This window comes from Nocardia sp. NPDC004415 (assembly GCF_053602435.1).
The window spans coordinates 85,924-102,828 of record NZ_JBSGDP010000003.1 but is presented as its reverse complement, the minus strand read 5'-3'; the positions used below and the strand labels follow the sequence as shown (position 1 = coordinate 102,828).

Sequence of the window (16,905 nt, the reverse complement as noted above, 5' to 3'; positions counted from 1 at the left end):
AGGATTCCCGGTGTGGTTCAGCGGAGCAGATAGGGCATGTTGACGGTGACGGCACCGGTGGGGCAGCGCGCCGCGCACGGCCCGCAGTACCAGCACTCGTCGACGTGCATGTAGGCCTTGCCCGAATCCTCGTGGATGGCAAGGGAATCGAGCGGGCACATGTCCACGCACAGGGTGCAGCCGGTGATGCACAGCGATTCGTCGACCGTCACCGGGACGTCGGCGCGCTGGGGGACCAGAGCCATCTAGAGGACCTTCCATTCGGGGGCGCTGCGGGTGAGGCTGCCGCGCATGGTGATGCGGTCACCGCGCAGGCGGATGTACTCGAGGTCGACGGGTCTGCCGTCGTCGAGGTGGGTCAGGCGCTCGAGCATGAGCAGCGGCGCGCCGGCCGGGGTGTCGAGGGTGGTGGCGGTGTGCGGGTCGGCGGCCACCGCTTCCAGCGCGAGGTCGGCCGCGCCGAGCGACTGCCCGGTGACCTGTTCGAGCAGCACGAAGACATCGGTGGTCTCGAGATCGTGGGCGAGCACCTCGGCGCCGATATCGGGGGCCAGATAGGTCAGGTCCAGGCTCAGCGGCAGGTCGGCCAGGAACCGCAGCCGCTCGATGTAGACCACGCGCTCACCGGGCGCCAGCTCGAGGCGGCGCGCGACGGCCGGGGGAGCCGTGACGGTGGTGGCGGCCCGCACTTCGTTGCGGACGGTGCCGTGTTCCTTGAGGGTCTCCTGCAGGCCCAGCAGGGCGTCGAGGCCGTGATCGAACTTGCGCGCGGCCACCCGGGTGCCGACCTTGGGCGCGCGATCGATGAGTCCCTCGTCGCGCAACAGCGCCAGGGCCTCGCGCACGGTGTTGCGGGAGGTGCCGTGCTCGGCGGCGAGCTGCTGCTCACCGGGCAGGGTGCCCTCCACCGCGCCCGCCAGGATCTGGTGGCGCAGGATGTCGGCCACCCGGCGCGCCCGATCGGCACGCTGGCCACGGATCGGTGTGGCTGCCGTTTTCTCGCTGACCTGCATGAACAGCGACGATAGTGGCCATTTCGGGACCGGATTCCCGCGCGAGCGGGCGCCGGAATCAGCGGATGTTTCTACGCCGGGTGGCCCGGCGGACGACCTGCGTGGATGCGGTCATGCGCGGCTATTGCGCCACCCCGGCCGGTGCGGGCGACATTAGGATCAGGCCGATCGAATTGTCGCCCGCACGGGTTTTCTCAGGGCTGGCCGGGCTGCAACATGATGAACAGGCCGTGCGCCTCGGCACAGAGCCGCTCGCCGTCGTGCAGGGTCGCGCGCAGATACACCTTGCGGCCCTCCACGCGCTCGGTCCAGCCGCGCACGGTCAGTTCCTTGTTCAGCGGCGTGATCGAGCGGTAGTCCACGGTCAGCGAGGCGGTGCGCGTCACCGCGTGGGTGTGCACGGCCGCGGTCATGCCGAGGACGTCGTCGAAGGCCAGCGCGATGTGCCCGCCGTGCGCGGCGTTGTTGCCACCCAGGTGGAAGGTGCGGAAGGTCAGTGTCACCGTGACGCCGTCGACATCGGCGCTGTTCACGGTGTAGGGCGGCAGGGTGATGTTGCCGCGCGCGGGCAGATCCGTGCGGGTCCAGCTGGGCGAGGACCACTCGTCCACGACCGCCGCGTCCAGGCGGGCATTGAGCTGCTCGAGCGTGGCGATGGCCTCCTTGGCCAGCTCGTCGGACGGACTGATCAGGCGAATGCGGTCCATGAGGTCGCGGGCCTGCTCGACCAGTTCGCCGTAGTGCGGGCCGCCGACGGTCAGGTCCAGCCCGCGCTCCTTGCGCTGCTGGATCAGGTCGGCCACCGGCCGGAACCCGCCCTCGTGGTGCTCGGCGTCCGGCAGCGCGTTGGCAGCCTGTGTATCGTCCATATGCAACACGTTATCGCTTAGGCTGGTCCCTATCACCGAGCAGGTCTGTACGTACGGCAACGGCGAAAGGCTGAGCGCATGGGTATCGCGGCGGTTGTGTTCGACATGGACGGGGTGCTCATCGATTCCGAGCCGGTCTGGGAGCAGGTCAAGCGGGAGTACGTCGAGCTCAAAGGTGGCCGGTGGCAACCGGATTCGCAGCGCAGGATGATGGGGATGAGCACCACCGACTGGGCCGCCTACATGAGTGACGACCTGGGCGTGGCCATGCCGCTCGAGGACATCTCCACCAAGGTGGTCGACCTGATGGCCGACCACTACGCCCACCACGTCCCGCTGCTGCCCGGCGCCGTCGAGGCGGTGCGGCGCTGTGCGGGCCAGTGGAAACTCGGCCTCGCCAGCTCCTCGCCGCGTTCGCTGATCGACCTGGTACTCGCGAAAACCGGCCTGCTGGAGCATTTCTCGGCGATTCTGTCGACCGAGGAGGTGGGTCGCGGCAAGCCCGCCCCGGACGTGTATCTCACCATCGCCCAGCGCCTCGGCGCCGACCCCGACACCTGTACGGCCGTCGAGGACTCCACCAACGGCCTGCGCTCCGCCCACACCGCGGGTCTGCGGGTGATCGCGGTGCCCCGCCCGGAGTTCCCGCCCGAACACGACGCGCTGGCCGAGGCCGATGTGGTTCTCGACAACCTCGACCAGCTCACCCCCGAGGTCGTCACCGGCGCCTGACCGTCGCGCCCGCGGCGGATCGGTGTGCCCGTGCGGCCGGTATCCGGCAGACTGGCCCGATGGCTGCTGAGCAGGTGGACCGGCCCGAGGTCATCGTGCGCGTCGGTGACGGTGCCGACGCGCCCCGCGTCGTCGACCCGTTCGCGCCCGGCGCCGGACCGGCCGATCCGGCGCCGGACCACCCGTTCCTGCTGCTCACCCGCTCCGACGCCGAGCGCATCCAGGCCCGCTACCTCGACGACGGTACCTACGAGGTGGAGCACACCGAGGGCGCCGAGCAGCGGCAACTGTTCACCACCGACGCCCTGCTCGTGCGCGATGTCGTCTGGTCGTGGATCCAGCGGGACCGCTGGTGGCGCGACACCGTCGCCTGGACCACCGTCGATCCCAGCCTCGGCGAACTCGACGCCCTGCGCGCCGAGCTGACCGAGATGCTCGACGGCCTGTCGGTCATGGACTCGGTCACCGGCGAACTCGACCGCGCCCTCGCCAGGGCCGACGAACTACTGGGCGCCGACTTCGACGACGAGCGGTTCGAGCTCGGCTAGCCGGGGAGCGGGGCGGCGGCGACATCCTCGACGCCCTCGCACCAGTCGTCGAAGGCGTCGAACTCGGCCTCGGCCCAGGTCGGGACGGAATCCTCGACGGCCTCCTCGATCGGGTCCCAGTAGCGATCGCAGCCCGCGGGGGCGGGCGGCCAGGACTCGATGAACTTCACCAGCGGTGACGACGGTGGTTCCGGCTCCTGGGCGGCCGCGAGGCCCGTGGTGGCCAGGGTGAGCGCGGCGGCCACGCCCGCGGTGGCGGCGATCCGGTGCACGATTCGCATGACATCCTCCTGCTCGATCCGAACATGTGATGTCCTGCGATCCTAACGCTCCCGGCGCGGGCGTCAGCGGGCTCGCGCGCTCCAGCGGCCCTCGTCCCGGCGCACCTCGATGGGGTGGTCGAAGGCCGTGGAGACGTGCTCGGTGGTGATCACTTCCCCCGCCGGACCTGCGGCGACGGTGTGGCCGCCCGCGATGAGCAGGGCGTGGGTGGTGCTGCTGGGCAGCTCCTCGAGATGGTGGGTCACCAGGATCGAGGCGACCTCGGGATGGGTGCGGTCGAGGGTGTCGACGGTGCTGAGCAACTGCTCGCGCGCGGCCAGGTCGAGACCGGTGGACGGCTCGTCGAGCAGCAGCACCTTCGGGTCGCTGATCAGGGCGCGGGCGATGAGTGCCCGCCCGCGTTCGCCCTGCGACAGGGTCGGCCAGCGATCCCCGGCCTTGCCGGACAGGCCGAGGGTGTCGATGAGCGCGTCGGTGCGCGCGAGATCATCGGAGGTGGGTGTCCAGCGCATCGGGAGGTCGTTGGTGCCGGTGATGCCGGTGAGGACGACCTCGCGCACCGACAGCGGATGCTGCAGGGCGTGGCGCGGGTTCACGTGCCCGATCGAGCGGCGCAGCCGGGCCAGCTCCACCCGCCCGAACTGCTCACCGAGCACCCGGACCACACCGCTGGTCGGGAAGGTGACCGCGCCGCAGAAACCGAGCAGCGTGCTCTTGCCCGCGCCGTTGGGGCCGAGCAGCGCCCAGTGTTCGCCGGCCCGCACGGTCAGCGAGATGCCGTTGATGATCTTCTTACCGTCGCGGCGGAAGGTCACCTCGTCGAGTTCGATCACCGGGACGCCGGTCATGCGAAAGCCTCCTTCAGGGCGGACAGGTGGGCGCGGCTGAATTCGGCTGCCGCCGTGGGATTCCGGTCGGCGACGGCCTGGGCGAGCTGTTCGTGCGCGGCGTGGTCGGCGTCCTCGGAGGCGACCGGGCGCAGGGCGAGCATGTCGATCATGGCCAGGCGCAGCCGCGGCAGGAAACTGTCGAACAGCTGGGTGAGCACGGGGTTGTGCGCGGCGACGATCACCGCCCGGTGGAAGGCCATGTCGGCGTCGACGTGTTCGGCCACCGTCTGTCCCTCGGCGCGGCGACCGGCCAGGGCCCGGCGGATGGCCCGCACGTCGGCCGGGGTGCGGCGTTGCGCGGCCAGGGCGGCGGCCTCGGCCTCGATGGCGATGCGCGCCTCGATCACGGCGGCGATGGTCGCCCCACGCAGCACGACATCCCAGTCCTCGGTCACGTCGAGCGCGGTGACGAACACGCCCGCGCCCTGCCTGCTGTCGAGCACGCCCTTGCCCGCGAGCTCCCGGATGGCCTCGCGCAGCGTCGAGCGGCCGACGCCCAGCTGGGCGGCGAGCAGCGTCTCGCCGGGTAATCGGTGACCCAGCGGCCATTCGCCCGCGCGGATCCGCGCGAGCAGGAGTTCGGCCGCCTGAGCGGCCAGCGGCTGACGCCGTACCTGCGATACCACCCGAATACCTCTCTACTTGTCTGAGGAGTTGTGGTAGAAGTGTACCCATCATGACCGTGTTGCTGCTCCTCGGCCGCCACGGCGGGGCCTGACCGACCGGCCGCCCCGCCGTGGGGCTTCGTCGTGGCCGGTCGCCGTCGTCTCGTGGCCCGTCGCGGCCAGGAAGCAGAGCACCTGTCATGAGTACCTTCCCCACCCTCTCGACCCCCGTCGGCGCCGTGGGCCCGCACGCCTGGAATCGCCAGCGCGGTTCGGCCATGCCGTCGCATCGCTATCGCGACATCCATCGGCGCGTGGAAATCCCGGCCACACCACGGGACTGGCCCGCCGCCCGGATCACCGAGGCGCCACTGTGGGTGCCCGTCGACCTGCGCGACGGCAATCAGGCCCTGGCCGAACCGATGGACCCGGTCCGTAAGCGCCGGTTCTTCGAACTGCTGGTCGCCATGGGCTACAAGGAGATCGAGGTCGGCTATCCCTCGGCCTCGCAGACCGATTTCGACTTCGTGCGCTTGCTGGCCGATACTGATATCGCACCGCCGGATGTCACCGTCGTCGTGTTCACCCCGGCCCGCAGGGATCTCATCGAACGCACCGTGGAATCGGTGCGCGGCATCACCAACGAGGTGGTGATCCACCTCTACACCGCCACCGCGCCGGTCTGGCGCGAGGTCGTCCTGGGCAAGGACCGCGCCCAGCTGCGCGAGCTGATCCTCGCCGGAGCCCGGGACGTGCTGGACCTGGCCGGTGGGTGGCCGAATGTGCGCTTCCAGTTCTCGCCGGAGGTCTTCAACCTGACCGAACCCGACTTCGCGCTGGAGATCTGCGACGCCGTCACCGCACTGTGGGAGGCGCGCCCGCAACGTCCTGTGACGCTGAACCTGCCCGCCACCGTGGAGGCCGCGACGCCCAACGTGTACGCCGACCAGATCGAATACATGCACCGGAATCTGGCCCGGCGCGACGGCGTGATCCTGTCGGTGCATCCGCACAACGACCGGGGGACCGGCATCGCCTGTGCCGAACTGGCCGTGCTGGCGGGCGCGCAGCGGGTGGAGGGGTGTGTGTTCGGCAACGGCGAACGCACCGGCAATGTCGACATCGCCACCCTGGCGCTGAACCTGCACGCGCAGGGCGTGGACCCGATGATCGACTTCTCCGATATCGACGAGATCCGCCGCACCGTCGAATACTGCACCCGCCTGCCCGTGCACGAACGCCACCCGTATGTGGGCGATCTCGTGCACACCGCGTTCTCCGGCACCCACCAGGACGCCATCCGCAAGGGCATGGCCGAGCACCGTGCCCGCGCCGCCGCGGCGAACCTGCCCGAGCGTGAGGTGCCGTGGCAGGTCCCGTATCTGCCGATCGACCCCGCCGACATCGGCCGCTCCTACGACGCGGTCATCCGGGTCAACTCCCAGTCCGGCAAGGGCGGCATCGCCTACCTGCTGCACACCGGCTACGGCCTGGAACTGCCGCGCCGCCTGCAGATCGACCTCGCCCGGCGCGTCCAGGCACACACCGACGACACCGGCGCCGAGATCACCGCGAAGGAGCTGTACACCCTCTTCGAGGAGTCCTACACGGCACGCGATCCGCGCATCACCCTGCGGCAGTGGCGGATCACCGGCGACAGCACCGAGATCACCCTCGACGTGGACGGCGGCGAACAGCGGTCCGTCCACCACGGCACCGGCCCGGTCGAAGCCCTCATCGCCGCGCTCGCCGCAGTGGGTCATCCTGTCGAGATTCTGGGCCTGACCCAGCACTCTCTCGAGGAAGGCGCCGCGGCCACGGCCGCGAGCTACCTCGAATACCGCACGCCCACCCGCTCCGGCTGGGCCTTCGGCCGCGACAACTCGGTGGTGGCCGCCTCCCTCGCGGCGGTGATGAACGCCGTCAACGCCTAGCGGGGCACCCGGGGCGGCCACCCACGCGGTCGCCCCGGGGCCCGCTCACCACCAGCCGGTGGCATACATCAGAGCCAGACTCGACAGCCCGAGAACCAGGCCGAGCGACCCACCCAGCAGCAGGGGACGGGCCCCGGCGGTCCGCAGCCGGTCGACGCTGAGCGAGGTGCCGATGGCGGCCAGGACGACGGCTATGAGCCAGCCACTGACCGTCCCCAACGGCTGGGTCAGGGCGGGCGGCAGGACGCCCAGACCCGCGACCACCGAGGCAGCGAGGAACAACACGACGAACAGCGGGAACGCCTGACGCAGCGAGCCCTCCGGCGCGCCCGTCTCCGCCGCCAGCCGACGACGCCCCAGATGCAGGCCCAGGCACAGCGGGACGATGGCCAGGCTGCGCACCAGCTTCACGATCACCGCGAAATGCGCCGCGCCCGTGCCGAAGACGACACCCGCCGCCAGCACCGAGGACGTGTCGTTGATGGCCGTGCCCGCCCACAGCCCGAACGCCTCCTGCGACATACCCAGCGCGCGGCCCAGCGGCGGATAGATCAGTACCGCCGCCACATTGAAGACGAAGATGGTGCCCAGCGCGTAGGCCACCCGCTGCCGATCCGGCCGCAGCACCGCGGTGGCCGCGGCGATGGCCGACGCGCCGCAGATGGTCGTGCCGACGGCCACCAGCGTCGCCGATTCCCGGTCGACCGCCAGCATCCGCCCCACCACGAAGGCGGCCACCGCGCCGACCAGCAGCGTGCCGATCAGCACGATCGCGGTCTCACGCCCGACGCTCAGGACCGAACCCACCGGCAACCCGAGACCGAGCAGCACGATCGCCACGCCGAGCAGCCGCTGCCGGGCGAGATCGAGCCCCGGATCGACCACCGCCTCGGCCCCGCGCGTGCGCCGCAGCACCATCCCCGCCGCCGCCCCGGCGGCCAGCGCCAGCACCGGCACCCCGACCGTCGGCAGCGCCGAGCCCACCGGCGTGGCCACGGTGGCCAGCAGGGCGGCGAGGACGAGACCGGGAGCGAGGGTGCGTGCGCGATTCACCCCTCCACCTTCGACGAGCCGAAGATTCCGAGGTAGAGGCCGCTTTCGGAGGTGCTCATAAGTGTTGCTTATGGCTTCGCGGCCGCGTCGGCGTGCCCGGATGTGCTTTCCTGGAACGGTGCGGAGAGCAACCCGGCTGACCGTCGGCGCCGGAATCGGACTGATGCTCTGGGGCGAGTGGGCCAACTGGCGCGCCTCGCGCCGGTTCGTGGGCGAGGTCCCCACGGGCACCGAAGCCGTGGTCGTCCTCGGGTATCGCGACACCGGCCCGCGGGCCAACGCGATGAACCGCTGGCGGGTCCGTGCCGGACTGCGCTCGATCGACCCCGCCGCCCCGGAATCGCGGCTGGTCCTGTGCGGCGGCGCCTGCGCCGGACCGGTGAGCGAGGCCGCGCTGATGGCGCGCTACGCGACCGAGGAGCGCGGCTACCGCGGCGAGCTCGCCCTCGACGACGCCAGCCGATCCACCTGGGAGAACATCGCTTTCGCGCTACCGCTGGTCAAGGACGTCGACCGGATCAAGATCGTCTCCCTGCCCACCCACGCCGAGACCGCCCGCCGCTACCTGATCGAGCAGAGCCCGGAACTGGCGCCACGCCTGGTCCGCGGGCGCGACTACCGATTCGGCGAGTGGATGCCGCTCAAACCGCTCATCGCCGTCTACGGCGTCGTCAAGGACATCCAGCGCCGCACCGGCGCCTGATGTGGCACCCGCGCGGGTGTCACCCATAATCGGCGCATGACCCTGCCGCCCGGAACCCCCGACCTCGAGGTCCTCGCCCTCCTGGTGACCGTGGCCGAACTGGGCAGCCTGGGCGCCGCCGCCCGCAGGCACGGCATCAGCCAGCCCGCCGCGAGCATGCGGATCAGCGCGCTCGAACGGCGCCTTCGGGTCAAGCTGCTCGACCGCGGCCCGACCGGCTCCGAACTCACCGATGCCGGACAGTCGGTCGTCGCTCACGCGCGCACCGTGCTGGCCGCGGTCGGCGACCTGCTCGACGACGTCGGCAGGCTGCGCGCCGAACAGGCACCGCGGCTGCGCATCGCCGCCTCGAAAACCATTGCCGACCATCGCATTCCGCACTGGCTGGCCGCGCTGCGCGCCGAACATCCCGAGGTGGTGATCGCGCTCGAGGTGGAGAACTCCACCCAGGTCGCGGCGCTGGTCCGCGACGGTGGCGCCGACCTGGGCTTCGTGGAGGGCCCGCATCCGCCCGCGGGTCTGGGCAGCCGGGTCCTCGGCACCGACGACCTGGTCGTGGTCGTGGCGCCCGAGCACCCCTGGGCGCGCCGGGCCACCCCCGTGACGCTCGGCGAACTCGCGGGCACCGCGCTGCTGTGGCGCGAGCCCGGCTCCGGGACCCGCGACACCGTCTGGGATCTGCTCAGCACCGCGGGCGCACCGGCCGGACCCGCCGCCGAACTGGGCTCGGCGGCCGCGATCGTCGCCGCCGCCCGCACCGGGATGGCACCCGCTGTGCTCAGCAAGCTGATCGCCGCGCCCGATCTGGCCTCCGGCGCCCTGATCGAGATCCCCTCGGCCGACAGCGCCCGGCTGACACGCAAGTTCCGCGCGATCTGGCGGCGCAACACCCCACCGTCGGGTCCGGCCGAACTGCTCGTCGAGCGGGCCGCGCGCCTGGAATCGGCCCGATCGCAGGCGCCGGAAAGGTCCGAATCGCCCCGGTGAACCGGTCGGTACAGCGAAATGGTGCAGAAGCGGAGCCGACGGCTCTAGTCTGATAGCGCTACGCACTGTGGAGGTTGGATCAATGACGGTCGAGATCGTGACCGAGCCGGCGCCGGAGGACCTGTGGACCGGATCGGGCCGCGCGACCGGCGCGCCGCCGACGTCGATGATCGAGCGGATGACGCTCATCCTCGACGCGTTCGACGCCACCACCCCCACGCTGACGCTGCTCGGCCTGGCCGAACGCACCGGGCTGCCGCGCTCCACCGTGCACCGCATCCTCGATCAGATGATCCGCCTGCGCTGGCTCGCCCACACCCCGGGCGGCTACCGGCTGGGCCTGCGTGTGCTCGAACTGGGCGGGCTGGCCGCCGAGCAGAACGAGCTGCGCGAAGTGGTCGGCCCACTGCTCTACGAGTTGAGCCAGCGCACCGGGCTGATCGGGCACCTGGCCGTGCTCGACGGGCGCGAGGTGCTCTTCCTCGACCGCTCCGGCGGACGCAGCCGGGTCGCCATCCCGACCCGCGTGGGCGGCAGGCTGCCCGCGCACTGTACGGCGGTCGGCAAGGCGCTGCTGGCCACGCTGGAACCCGGGATCGCCGAGGCGTCACTGCGCGGCAACACCGTGCCCAGGACCGCGCGCACCATTGTCGACCGCGCCGAACTGCATCGCGAGCTGACCCGCATCCGCAACCGTCAGGGCGTGGCCGTGGACACCGAGGAATCGCTGCCCGGCGTCGGTTGCGTGGCGGTGCCGATCCGTGGTCGCGGGGTGGCCGTGGCCGCGATCTCGCTGTCGGGCACCGTGCACGGCGACCGCAGCGCGCTCGACACCGCCCGCCTGGCCCGCGCGCTGGCCGAGGTCGCCAAGGAGGCGGCCCGCACCCTGGCACCCCGGCACGGCCGCCCCCTGCCCTGACTCAGCCGCGCGGCGCCTTCGCCATCGCGCGCCCGGCCGCCCGGCCGGAGAAGATGCATCCCCCGAGGAACGTGCCCTCGAGCGCGTTGTAACCGTGCACGCCGCCGCCGCCGAATCCGGCGACCTCGCCCGCGGCGTAGAGCCCGGGGAAGGCCGACCCGTCGGGGCGCAGCACCTGTGAATCGAGATCGGTCTGCAAGCCACCGAGCGTCTTGCGGGTCAGGACGTTGAGCCGTACCGCGATCAGCGGGCCCTCGGCCGGGTCGAGAATCCGGTGCGGCTTGGCCACCCGGCCCGCCTTGTCACCGAAGTACTTGCGGGCGTTGTGGATCGCGGCCATCTGCGCGTCCTTGGTGTAGGGATTGCGCACCTCCCGGTCGCGCGCGACGATCTGGCGTTCGAGATCGGCGGCGTCGAGCCGCGGGCCGCGCGCGATCGCGTTCATCCCGTCGACGAGTTCGGCCAGCGTGTCGGCGACGACGAAGTCCACCCCGTGCTGCTTGAACGCCTCCACCGGGCCCGGCGCGCCCTTGGCGACGCGGCTGCGCAGCGTGAGTTTGAGGTCCTTGCCGGTGATGTCGGGGTTCTGCTCCGATCCCGACAGCGCGAACTCCTTCTCGATGATCGTCTGGTTGAGCACGAACCAGGAGTAGTCGTGCCCGGTCGACAGGATCCGGCGCATGGTCTCGTTGGTGTCGAAACCGGGGAAACACGGTGCGGGCATCCGGATGCCGTCGGCGTCGAACCACAGCGAGGACGGGCCGGGAATGATCCGGATGGCGTGGTCGGGCCAGACCGGGTCCCAGTTGTTGATGCCCTCGGTGTAATGCCACATCCGGTCCCGGTTGACCAGCGAGGCACCGACCGCCTCGGAGATCCCGAGCATCCGGCCGTCCACATAGGCGGGGACACCGGAGATCATCGTCTCCGGGCACGGGCCCAGCCGTTCGGTGGGCCAGTTGCGGCGGATCAGCTCGTGCGCGTGGCCGATCCCGCCCGAGCTCACCAGCACCGCGGGGGCGTGGAAGTCGAACTCGCCCACCACATCCCGGTTCGACGCGACACCGCGCTCGGTGTCGCTGTCGGCGAGCACGCTGCCACGGACCCCGGTGACGGCACCGTCGGTGACGACCAGCTCGTCGACCCGGTGCCGGAAAGCGAAGCGCACCAGACCTTTCGCCTCACCCACGAGCACCGGTTCGAGGAAGACGCGCAGCACCTCGGGACCGGTGCCCCAGGTGAGATGGAACCGCGGCACCGAGTTGCCGTGCCCGTCGGCCAGCCCGCCGCCACGCTCGGCCCAGCCGACCAGGGGAGTGACCCGTAAACCCAAGGCGTGCAGGTAGTCCCGCTTCTCGTCGGTGGCGAAACGCACATAGGCCCGCGCCCACTGCCTGGCCATCCGGTCCTCGTCCTCGCGATCGAACCCGGCCGAACCCAGCCAGTCCTGCAGGGCCAGCTCGTAGGAGTCCTTGATCCCCAGCCTGCGCTGCTCGGGGCTGTCGACGAAGAACAGCCCGCCCAGCGACCAGAACGCCTGCCCACCGAGATTGGCGCGATTCTCCTGGTCGAGCACCAGGACCTTGCGTCCGGCCAGGACGAGTTCGTGGGTGGCGACCAGGCCCGCGAGCCCGGCGCCGACGACAATCGCGTCGGGAGTGAAATCTGCTAGCGGATCAGGCGCTGTGCTCGACATGCCCTGGAACGTAGCATTGGTGGGTCGGGGGTAGGGGAGAAGTCCTGGAAAACGCCCTGACCAGCGATGTTTCGTCGAGGAAAGGCCCACGATTTCCATGAAGGTCCGCACCCGTACCGGCGCCGCCGTGCTCACTCTCGCCGTCCTGGCGGGGCTCGGCGCCACCTCCTGCTCGAAGACCCGCTGGTGCGAGCGCGATCAAGGCGACGTCCTGGTCGCCGACTCCTACTGCGAACGCGGCGTCGCCGGCTACGAGTGGGAGCCCGACCACGACAAGCCCAAGTACAAGAAGAAGCCCAAGAAGCACTGATTCCGTGCCTACGGCCCTGCGCCGCAGGCGATTCCGAGACGCGATCGTGGCACAAGGGATGCCGAGTTCGCGCCGTGCCGATGCCGGTCAGCGGGTATTCCCACCCTGAGCGCGCCGAATGCCCTTGCGGCGGACGGTGATCGCTCATTTCTCTATTTCTCACAACGGCGTGAGTGGGTGGGCACGATGACCAACCGGAAGGTAATTCGAATCGGCGTAGGACGGGCAGCGCGAGCGCTGGCGGTGGTGCTACTGGCCGCAGGGATCGGGACAGCGATGTCCCAGACGACAGCGATGGCGCAGAACTGCGCGAGTATCGATGTCGTCGTCGCCCGTGGCACCAACGAACCCGGCTACCTGGGAGCGGTCATCGGTGACCCGCTCTACGCGGTACTGAGCGCTCAGCTACCGGTCGACACGATGGCCCATCGCGTGGAATATCCCGCCGACCTGCTGGTTCCCTCCTCGGTCAGCGACGGCACCCGGGCGATGACCGCGCACGTGATGGCCCAGGCCGCGGCCTGCCCCGACCAGCGGTTCGTGCTGGTCGGTTACTCGCAGGGTGCCGCGGTGACCCACGGCGTGCTGGGCTCGCCCGCCATGATGCTGCTGCCCGGGATGTATGTGCTGCCCGCGCAACTGTCGTCGCGGGTGGTCGCGGTGCTGCTCTTCGGCGATCCGCTGCGGCTGGTGGGCCAGGGCGTCGCGCCGCTGTACGCGGGCCGCACGGCGAACTACTGCACCGCGGGTGATCCGGTGTGCGCGGGCGGGATCTTCCCCGCCGCGCACGGTGCCTACGGCTGGTCCTTCGGGGCGGCCGCCGGGCAGGTGAACGCGCGGCTGTGAGCCCGCCGCTCAGGCGCCGGGCATCACCCCGGACAGGACAGCGCCGATCTGCGCGACCGCGCGATCGACGCTGCCCGTCGGCTGGAACAGGTGACTCAATGTCAGCCGCACCATGATCTCGACGATGCCGACGACCTCGTCGTCGGTGAGCTCGTCGAAGCGGTACTGCTCGCGCACGGTGGCGGTGAGCGCGGCGACGGCCCGGCCGAGCACCGGCTCCGGATCGCTGACCAGCGCGGGCAGCAGGGCGGTGTCGGCGTCCTGCCGGGCCGAGAGCACGGCCTTGATCAGTGTGTTGTCGCCCGCGGTCCGCAGCGTGTACTCCGCCGCCGCGGTCATCCCGGCGATCGGGTCGGTGCGGTGGGCGGCGAGCGTTTCGGCGATCCCGGTCAGGTAGATCCCGGTCTCGCGCTCGATCAGCGCGTCCGCGAGCGCCTGTTTGGTGCCGATCTCCTTGTACAGCACGGGCCTGCTGATGCCGACTTCCTTGGCCACCCGCGACATGTTCACCGACCCCCAGCCCTCGGTGATGACCATCGTGCGGGCGGCGTCGAGCATGCGATCGCGCAGCAGCTGACGCATTTCGGCGTGAAAGTTCGGCGATTCGGCCACCTCCGCAGCATACATGTGCCGGTCGATCGGCACGTTCGTTGACAATCTGGCCAAATGTGTATCCATCTGGAACACAAACCGCTATGTTGTAAACGAAGGCGACTCCGGATGAGCATCTGTCCGGGTCTCGGCGATGAGGAGAATGGCAATGACGACATCTCGGATCGGTGACCACGACGCGTCCACCGCGCCACCGCACTGGCGTGATCCCAAGCGCTACCTGTGGCTGTTCGGTCTTATCGCCCCCAGCGCGACCCTGCTGGCGATGGGCTTCGTGTGGGCGTTCGACCAGCTCGGCTGGCAGGCGGTCGCGCCCGTGTGGTGGTGGCTGGGCCCGATCCTGCTCTACGTCCTGCTGCCGATCCTGGATCGCTTCTTCGGCCCCGACGGCGAGAATCCGCCCGAGGAGGTGATGGCGCGGCTGGAGAACGACCGGTACTACCGCTACTGCACCTACGCCTACATTCCGCTGCAACTGGTCAGCCTGGTTCTGGCCTGCTACCTGTGGACCGCGACCGACCTGTCGTGGCTGGGGATCGACGGCGGGCTGGGACTCGTCTCGAAGATCGGCCTGGCATTCACCATCGGCGCGATGGGCGGCATCGGGATCAACACCGCGCACGAACTCGGCCACAAGAAGGACGAACTCGAACGCTGGCTGTCCAAGATCACCCTGGCCCAGACCTTCTACGGGCACTTCTACATCGAGCACAACCGCGGCCACCACGTGCGGGTCGCCACGCCGGAGGACCCGGCCAGCGCCCGGTTCGGCGAATCCTTCTGGGGCTTCCTGCCGCGCAGCGTGTGGGGCAGCCTGAGCTCCGCCTGGGAGCTCGAGCGCACCCGCCTGCAGCGCCTGGGCACCAGCGTGTTCTCGCTGCGCAACGACGTGCTCAACGCCTGGCTCATGTCGGTGGTGCTGTGGGGCGCGCTGGTCGTGGCCTTCGGTCCGGCGATCCTGCCGTTCCTGCTGATCCAGGCCGTCTACGGCTTCTCGCTGCTTGAGACGGTGAACTACCTCGAGCACTACGGGCTGCTGCGGCAGAAGACGGCCTCGGGCCGCTACGAGCGCTGCACCCCCGAGCACAGCTGGAACTCCGACCACATCGTCACCAATATCTTCCTCTACCACCTGCAGCGCCACAGCGACCATCACGCCAACCCCACCCGTCGCTACCAGACCCTGCGCCACATGGACGGCGCCCCCGAACTGCCCAGCGGCTACGCGAGCCTGATCGGCCTGGCCTATCTGACGCCGCTGTGGCGCAAGGTGATGGACCATCGCGTCCTGGCCCACTACCAGGGCGACATCACCCGGGTGAACATCCAGCCCGCCAAGCGGGAGCGGGTCCTGGCGAAGTACGGAGCGGCCTGATGTCCTACGTCTGCCCCGTGTGCGACTACGTCTACGACGAGCGGAACGGCGCTCCCCGTGAGGGTTTCGCGCCAGGCACCGCCTGGGAGGCCGTTCCCGACGACTGGTGCTGCCCCGACTGCGGCGTGCGCGAGAAGCTCGATTTCCAACCGGCCGGAGAGGCGTCCCGATGAACGACTACAAGCTCTACCAGTGTGTGCAGTGCGGCTTCGAATACGACGAGGCGCTGGGCTGGCCCGAGGACGGTATCGCGCCCGGCACCCGCTGGGACGAGATCCCCGACGACTGGTCCTGCCCGGATTGCGGTGCGGCCAAGGCCGATTTCGACATGCGGGAGGTGAGCCGCGGATGAGCGGGCGTGTCGTCATCGTGGGCACCGGTGTCGCCGGGGCCACCGCCGCCCAGACCTTGAGGCGTGAGGGCTACGCCGGGGAGATCGTGCTGCTCGGCGCCGAACCCGACCTGCCGTACCGGCGGCCCGCGGTGTCCAAGGAACTGCTCGCCGCCACCGCCTCGTTCGAGCGCGTCCTGCTGAAACCGGTCAAGTTCTGGGCCGACAACGCGATCGAGCTGCGCCCGGCGACCCGGGTGGAGTCCGTCGACACCGACCGGGCCACCGTGCGTCTGCACACCGGTGAACAGCTCGGCTACGACAGCCTGCTGCTCGCGACCGGCGCACGCGCCCGCACGATCGAGACCGGCTCGCCGCGGGTACACACCCTGCGGGGCCGCGCCGATGTCACGGCATTGCAGTCGGCGATCGACACGGGGGGTTCGCTGCTCGTGCTCGGCGGTGGACTGATCGGGTGCGAGGTCGCCGCGACCGCCCGCGGGCTCGGCGCGCGGGTAACCCTGCTCGAGGCGGGCCCGGCCCTGCTCGACCGGATCGTGCCCGCGGCAGTCTCGGAGGTGGTGCGCGCACTGCATCGCGAGCACGGCGTGATCGTCGAGAACGATGTCAGGACAGCCGAACTCACCGATGGCGGCGAGGGTGTCACGGCCACCACCGCGGACGGCCGCGTCTACGGCGCCGCCGCCGCGCTGATCGCCATCGGCTCGGTGCCCGATACGGCGCTGGCCGAGGCCGCGGGCATCGCGGTGAACGACGGCATCGTCGTCGACCAGCATTACCGCACGTCCGCACCGGGGGTGTTCGCCGCCGGTGACGTGGCCAGTACCTTCCATCCGCACCGTGGTGTCTTCGAACGCGCGCAGCACTGGAACGCCGCCATGTCCGATGGTGTCGCGGCGGCCAGGGCGATCCTCGGTCTGCCCGCCACACCGGCCGAGATCCCCTGGGGCTGGACGGATCAGTACGGGGTGTCGATGCAGTTCGCCGGGTGGATGGACCCGCACGACGAACTGGTGGTCGAGGGCGATCCGGCCGCCCGGGACTTCCTCGCGGTGGCCCTGCGCGAGGGTCGCCCGGTCGGCGCGGTCGCCATGGCCAGACCCCGCGAGCTGCGGGCCGCACGCGCGCTCATCGCGGCGGGCGAGCCGTGGGCCGCGGAGCCGGCGCACGCCCGGTGAT

Annotated in this window: 21 protein-coding genes; 12 read left to right on the top strand and 9 right to left on the bottom strand. The window is 70.5% G+C overall.

Going from position 1 to position 16,905, the window contains the following annotated elements:
* Positions 1–17: 17 nt before the first annotated feature.
* From ACWEMY_RS02530 to ACWEMY_RS02520, 3 genes are all read right to left on the bottom strand, one after another.
* Positions 18–245, bottom strand: a complete 228-nt coding sequence (locus tag ACWEMY_RS02530; protein WP_278262063.1) for a 4Fe-4S dicluster domain-containing protein — start codon at positions 243–245, stop codon at positions 18–20.
* The gene (locus tag ACWEMY_RS02525) at positions 246–1,013 is read right to left on the bottom strand and encodes a GntR family transcriptional regulator (RefSeq protein ID WP_452388561.1); all 768 of its coding nucleotides are present in this window, start codon (positions 1,011–1,013) and stop codon (positions 246–248) included.
* A gap of 194 nt (positions 1,014–1,207) precedes the next feature.
* A complete protein-coding gene (locus ACWEMY_RS02520; protein WP_452388560.1) occupies positions 1,208–1,882 on the bottom strand; it encodes a PaaI family thioesterase in 675 nt (224 codons plus the stop codon).
* A gap of 78 nt (positions 1,883–1,960) precedes the next feature.
* Between ACWEMY_RS02520 and ACWEMY_RS02515 the strand changes: the two genes are divergently transcribed.
* Complete coding sequence (locus tag ACWEMY_RS02515; protein WP_452388559.1) at positions 1,961–2,614, top strand: HAD family hydrolase; 654 nt, start codon at positions 1,961–1,963, stop codon at positions 2,612–2,614.
* Positions 2,615–2,673: 59 nt separating this feature from the next.
* Positions 2,674–3,162, top strand: coding sequence for a hypothetical protein (locus ACWEMY_RS02510; RefSeq protein WP_452388558.1), 489 nt, complete (start codon positions 2,674–2,676; stop codon positions 3,160–3,162).
* Here ACWEMY_RS02510 and ACWEMY_RS02505 read toward each other — a convergent pair.
* The 3 genes from ACWEMY_RS02505 to ACWEMY_RS02495 all read right to left on the bottom strand — a co-directional run bounded on the left by ACWEMY_RS02505 (position 3,159) and on the right by ACWEMY_RS02495 (position 4,960).
* A complete protein-coding gene (locus ACWEMY_RS02505) occupies positions 3,159–3,443 on the bottom strand; it encodes a hypothetical protein (RefSeq protein ID WP_452388557.1) in 285 nt (94 codons plus the stop codon). The two genes, ACWEMY_RS02510 and ACWEMY_RS02505, sit on opposite strands and share 4 nt — an antisense overlap.
* 63 nt (positions 3,444–3,506) lie before the next feature.
* Entirely contained in the window at positions 3,507–4,292 is a 786-nt protein-coding gene (locus ACWEMY_RS02500; protein ID WP_452388556.1) for an ABC transporter ATP-binding protein, read from the bottom strand.
* Complete coding sequence (locus ACWEMY_RS02495; protein ID WP_452388555.1) at positions 4,289–4,960, bottom strand: FadR/GntR family transcriptional regulator; 672 nt, start codon at positions 4,958–4,960, stop codon at positions 4,289–4,291. Before ACWEMY_RS02495 ends, ACWEMY_RS02500 begins: the two co-directional genes overlap by 4 nt.
* 257 nt (positions 4,961–5,217) lie before the next feature.
* On the opposite strand from ACWEMY_RS02495, the gene ACWEMY_RS02490 reads away from it, so the two are divergent.
* Positions 5,218–6,873, top strand: a complete 1,656-nt coding sequence (locus ACWEMY_RS02490) for a 2-isopropylmalate synthase (RefSeq protein WP_452388610.1) — start codon at positions 5,218–5,220, stop codon at positions 6,871–6,873.
* Positions 6,874–6,918: 45 nt separating this feature from the next.
* Here the strand turns inward: ACWEMY_RS02490 and ACWEMY_RS02485 are convergent, their stop codons facing one another.
* Positions 6,919–7,926, bottom strand: a complete 1,008-nt coding sequence (locus tag ACWEMY_RS02485) for a YeiH family protein (protein ID WP_452388554.1) — start codon at positions 7,924–7,926, stop codon at positions 6,919–6,921.
* A 118-nt stretch (positions 7,927–8,044) separates the two neighbouring features.
* Between ACWEMY_RS02485 and ACWEMY_RS02480 the strand changes: the two genes are divergently transcribed.
* The 3 genes from ACWEMY_RS02480 to ACWEMY_RS02470 all read left to right on the top strand — a co-directional run bounded on the left by ACWEMY_RS02480 (position 8,045) and on the right by ACWEMY_RS02470 (position 10,535).
* Positions 8,045–8,629 carry a YdcF family protein gene (locus ACWEMY_RS02480; protein WP_375926848.1) on the top strand — a complete coding sequence of 195 codons (585 nt, stop codon included), beginning with the start codon at positions 8,045–8,047 and terminating at the stop codon, positions 8,627–8,629.
* A gap of 36 nt (positions 8,630–8,665) precedes the next feature.
* On the top strand, positions 8,666–9,616 hold the full coding sequence (locus ACWEMY_RS02475) for a LysR family transcriptional regulator (protein WP_452388553.1): 951 nt from the start codon (positions 8,666–8,668) through the stop codon (positions 9,614–9,616).
* A gap of 82 nt (positions 9,617–9,698) precedes the next feature.
* Entirely contained in the window at positions 9,699–10,535 is an 837-nt protein-coding gene (locus tag ACWEMY_RS02470; protein WP_375926855.1) for an IclR family transcriptional regulator, read from the top strand.
* A gap of 1 nt (position 10,536) precedes the next feature.
* On the opposite strand, the gene ACWEMY_RS02465 is transcribed toward ACWEMY_RS02470, so the two are convergent.
* Positions 10,537–12,231 (bottom strand): FAD-binding dehydrogenase, encoded by a 1,695-nt coding sequence (locus ACWEMY_RS02465; RefSeq protein ID WP_452388552.1) that lies wholly within the window; start codon positions 12,229–12,231, stop codon positions 10,537–10,539.
* A 97-nt stretch (positions 12,232–12,328) separates the two neighbouring features.
* On the opposite strand from ACWEMY_RS02465, the gene ACWEMY_RS02460 reads away from it, so the two are divergent.
* Together ACWEMY_RS02460 and ACWEMY_RS02455 are read left to right on the top strand one after the other, a co-directional pair.
* Positions 12,329–12,541 carry a hypothetical protein gene (locus tag ACWEMY_RS02460; protein WP_278262076.1) on the top strand — a complete coding sequence of 71 codons (213 nt, stop codon included), beginning with the start codon at positions 12,329–12,331 and terminating at the stop codon, positions 12,539–12,541.
* Positions 12,542–12,817: 276 nt separating this feature from the next.
* Positions 12,818–13,387, top strand: a complete 570-nt coding sequence (locus ACWEMY_RS02455) for a cutinase family protein (protein WP_452388551.1) — start codon at positions 12,818–12,820, stop codon at positions 13,385–13,387.
* Positions 13,388–13,396: 9 nt separating this feature from the next.
* On the opposite strand, the gene ACWEMY_RS02450 is transcribed toward ACWEMY_RS02455, so the two are convergent.
* Positions 13,397–13,999, bottom strand: coding sequence for a TetR/AcrR family transcriptional regulator (locus tag ACWEMY_RS02450; RefSeq protein ID WP_375926866.1), 603 nt, complete (start codon positions 13,997–13,999; stop codon positions 13,397–13,399).
* A 148-nt stretch (positions 14,000–14,147) separates the two neighbouring features.
* Here ACWEMY_RS02450 and ACWEMY_RS02445 point away from each other — a divergent pair, with 148 nt between their 5' ends.
* The 4 genes from ACWEMY_RS02445 to ACWEMY_RS02430 are packed head-to-tail and all read left to right on the top strand — an operon-like array spanning position 14,148 to position 16,904.
* Positions 14,148–15,374 (top strand): alkane 1-monooxygenase, encoded by a 1,227-nt coding sequence (locus tag ACWEMY_RS02445; protein ID WP_375926869.1) that lies wholly within the window; start codon positions 14,148–14,150, stop codon positions 15,372–15,374.
* Positions 15,371–15,547 (top strand): rubredoxin, encoded by a 177-nt coding sequence (locus ACWEMY_RS02440; RefSeq protein WP_452388609.1) that lies wholly within the window; start codon positions 15,371–15,373, stop codon positions 15,545–15,547. The genes ACWEMY_RS02445 and ACWEMY_RS02440 overlap by 4 nt, the downstream gene beginning before the upstream one ends.
* Positions 15,544–15,726: a rubredoxin gene (locus tag ACWEMY_RS02435; RefSeq protein ID WP_452388550.1), complete on the top strand. Its 183-nt coding sequence runs from the start codon at positions 15,544–15,546 to the stop codon at positions 15,724–15,726. The genes ACWEMY_RS02440 and ACWEMY_RS02435 overlap by 4 nt, the downstream gene beginning before the upstream one ends.
* Entirely contained in the window at positions 15,723–16,904 is a 1,182-nt protein-coding gene (locus tag ACWEMY_RS02430) for an NAD(P)/FAD-dependent oxidoreductase (RefSeq protein ID WP_452388549.1), read from the top strand. Before ACWEMY_RS02435 ends, ACWEMY_RS02430 begins: the two co-directional genes overlap by 4 nt.
* Position 16,905: the final 1 nt, after the last annotated feature.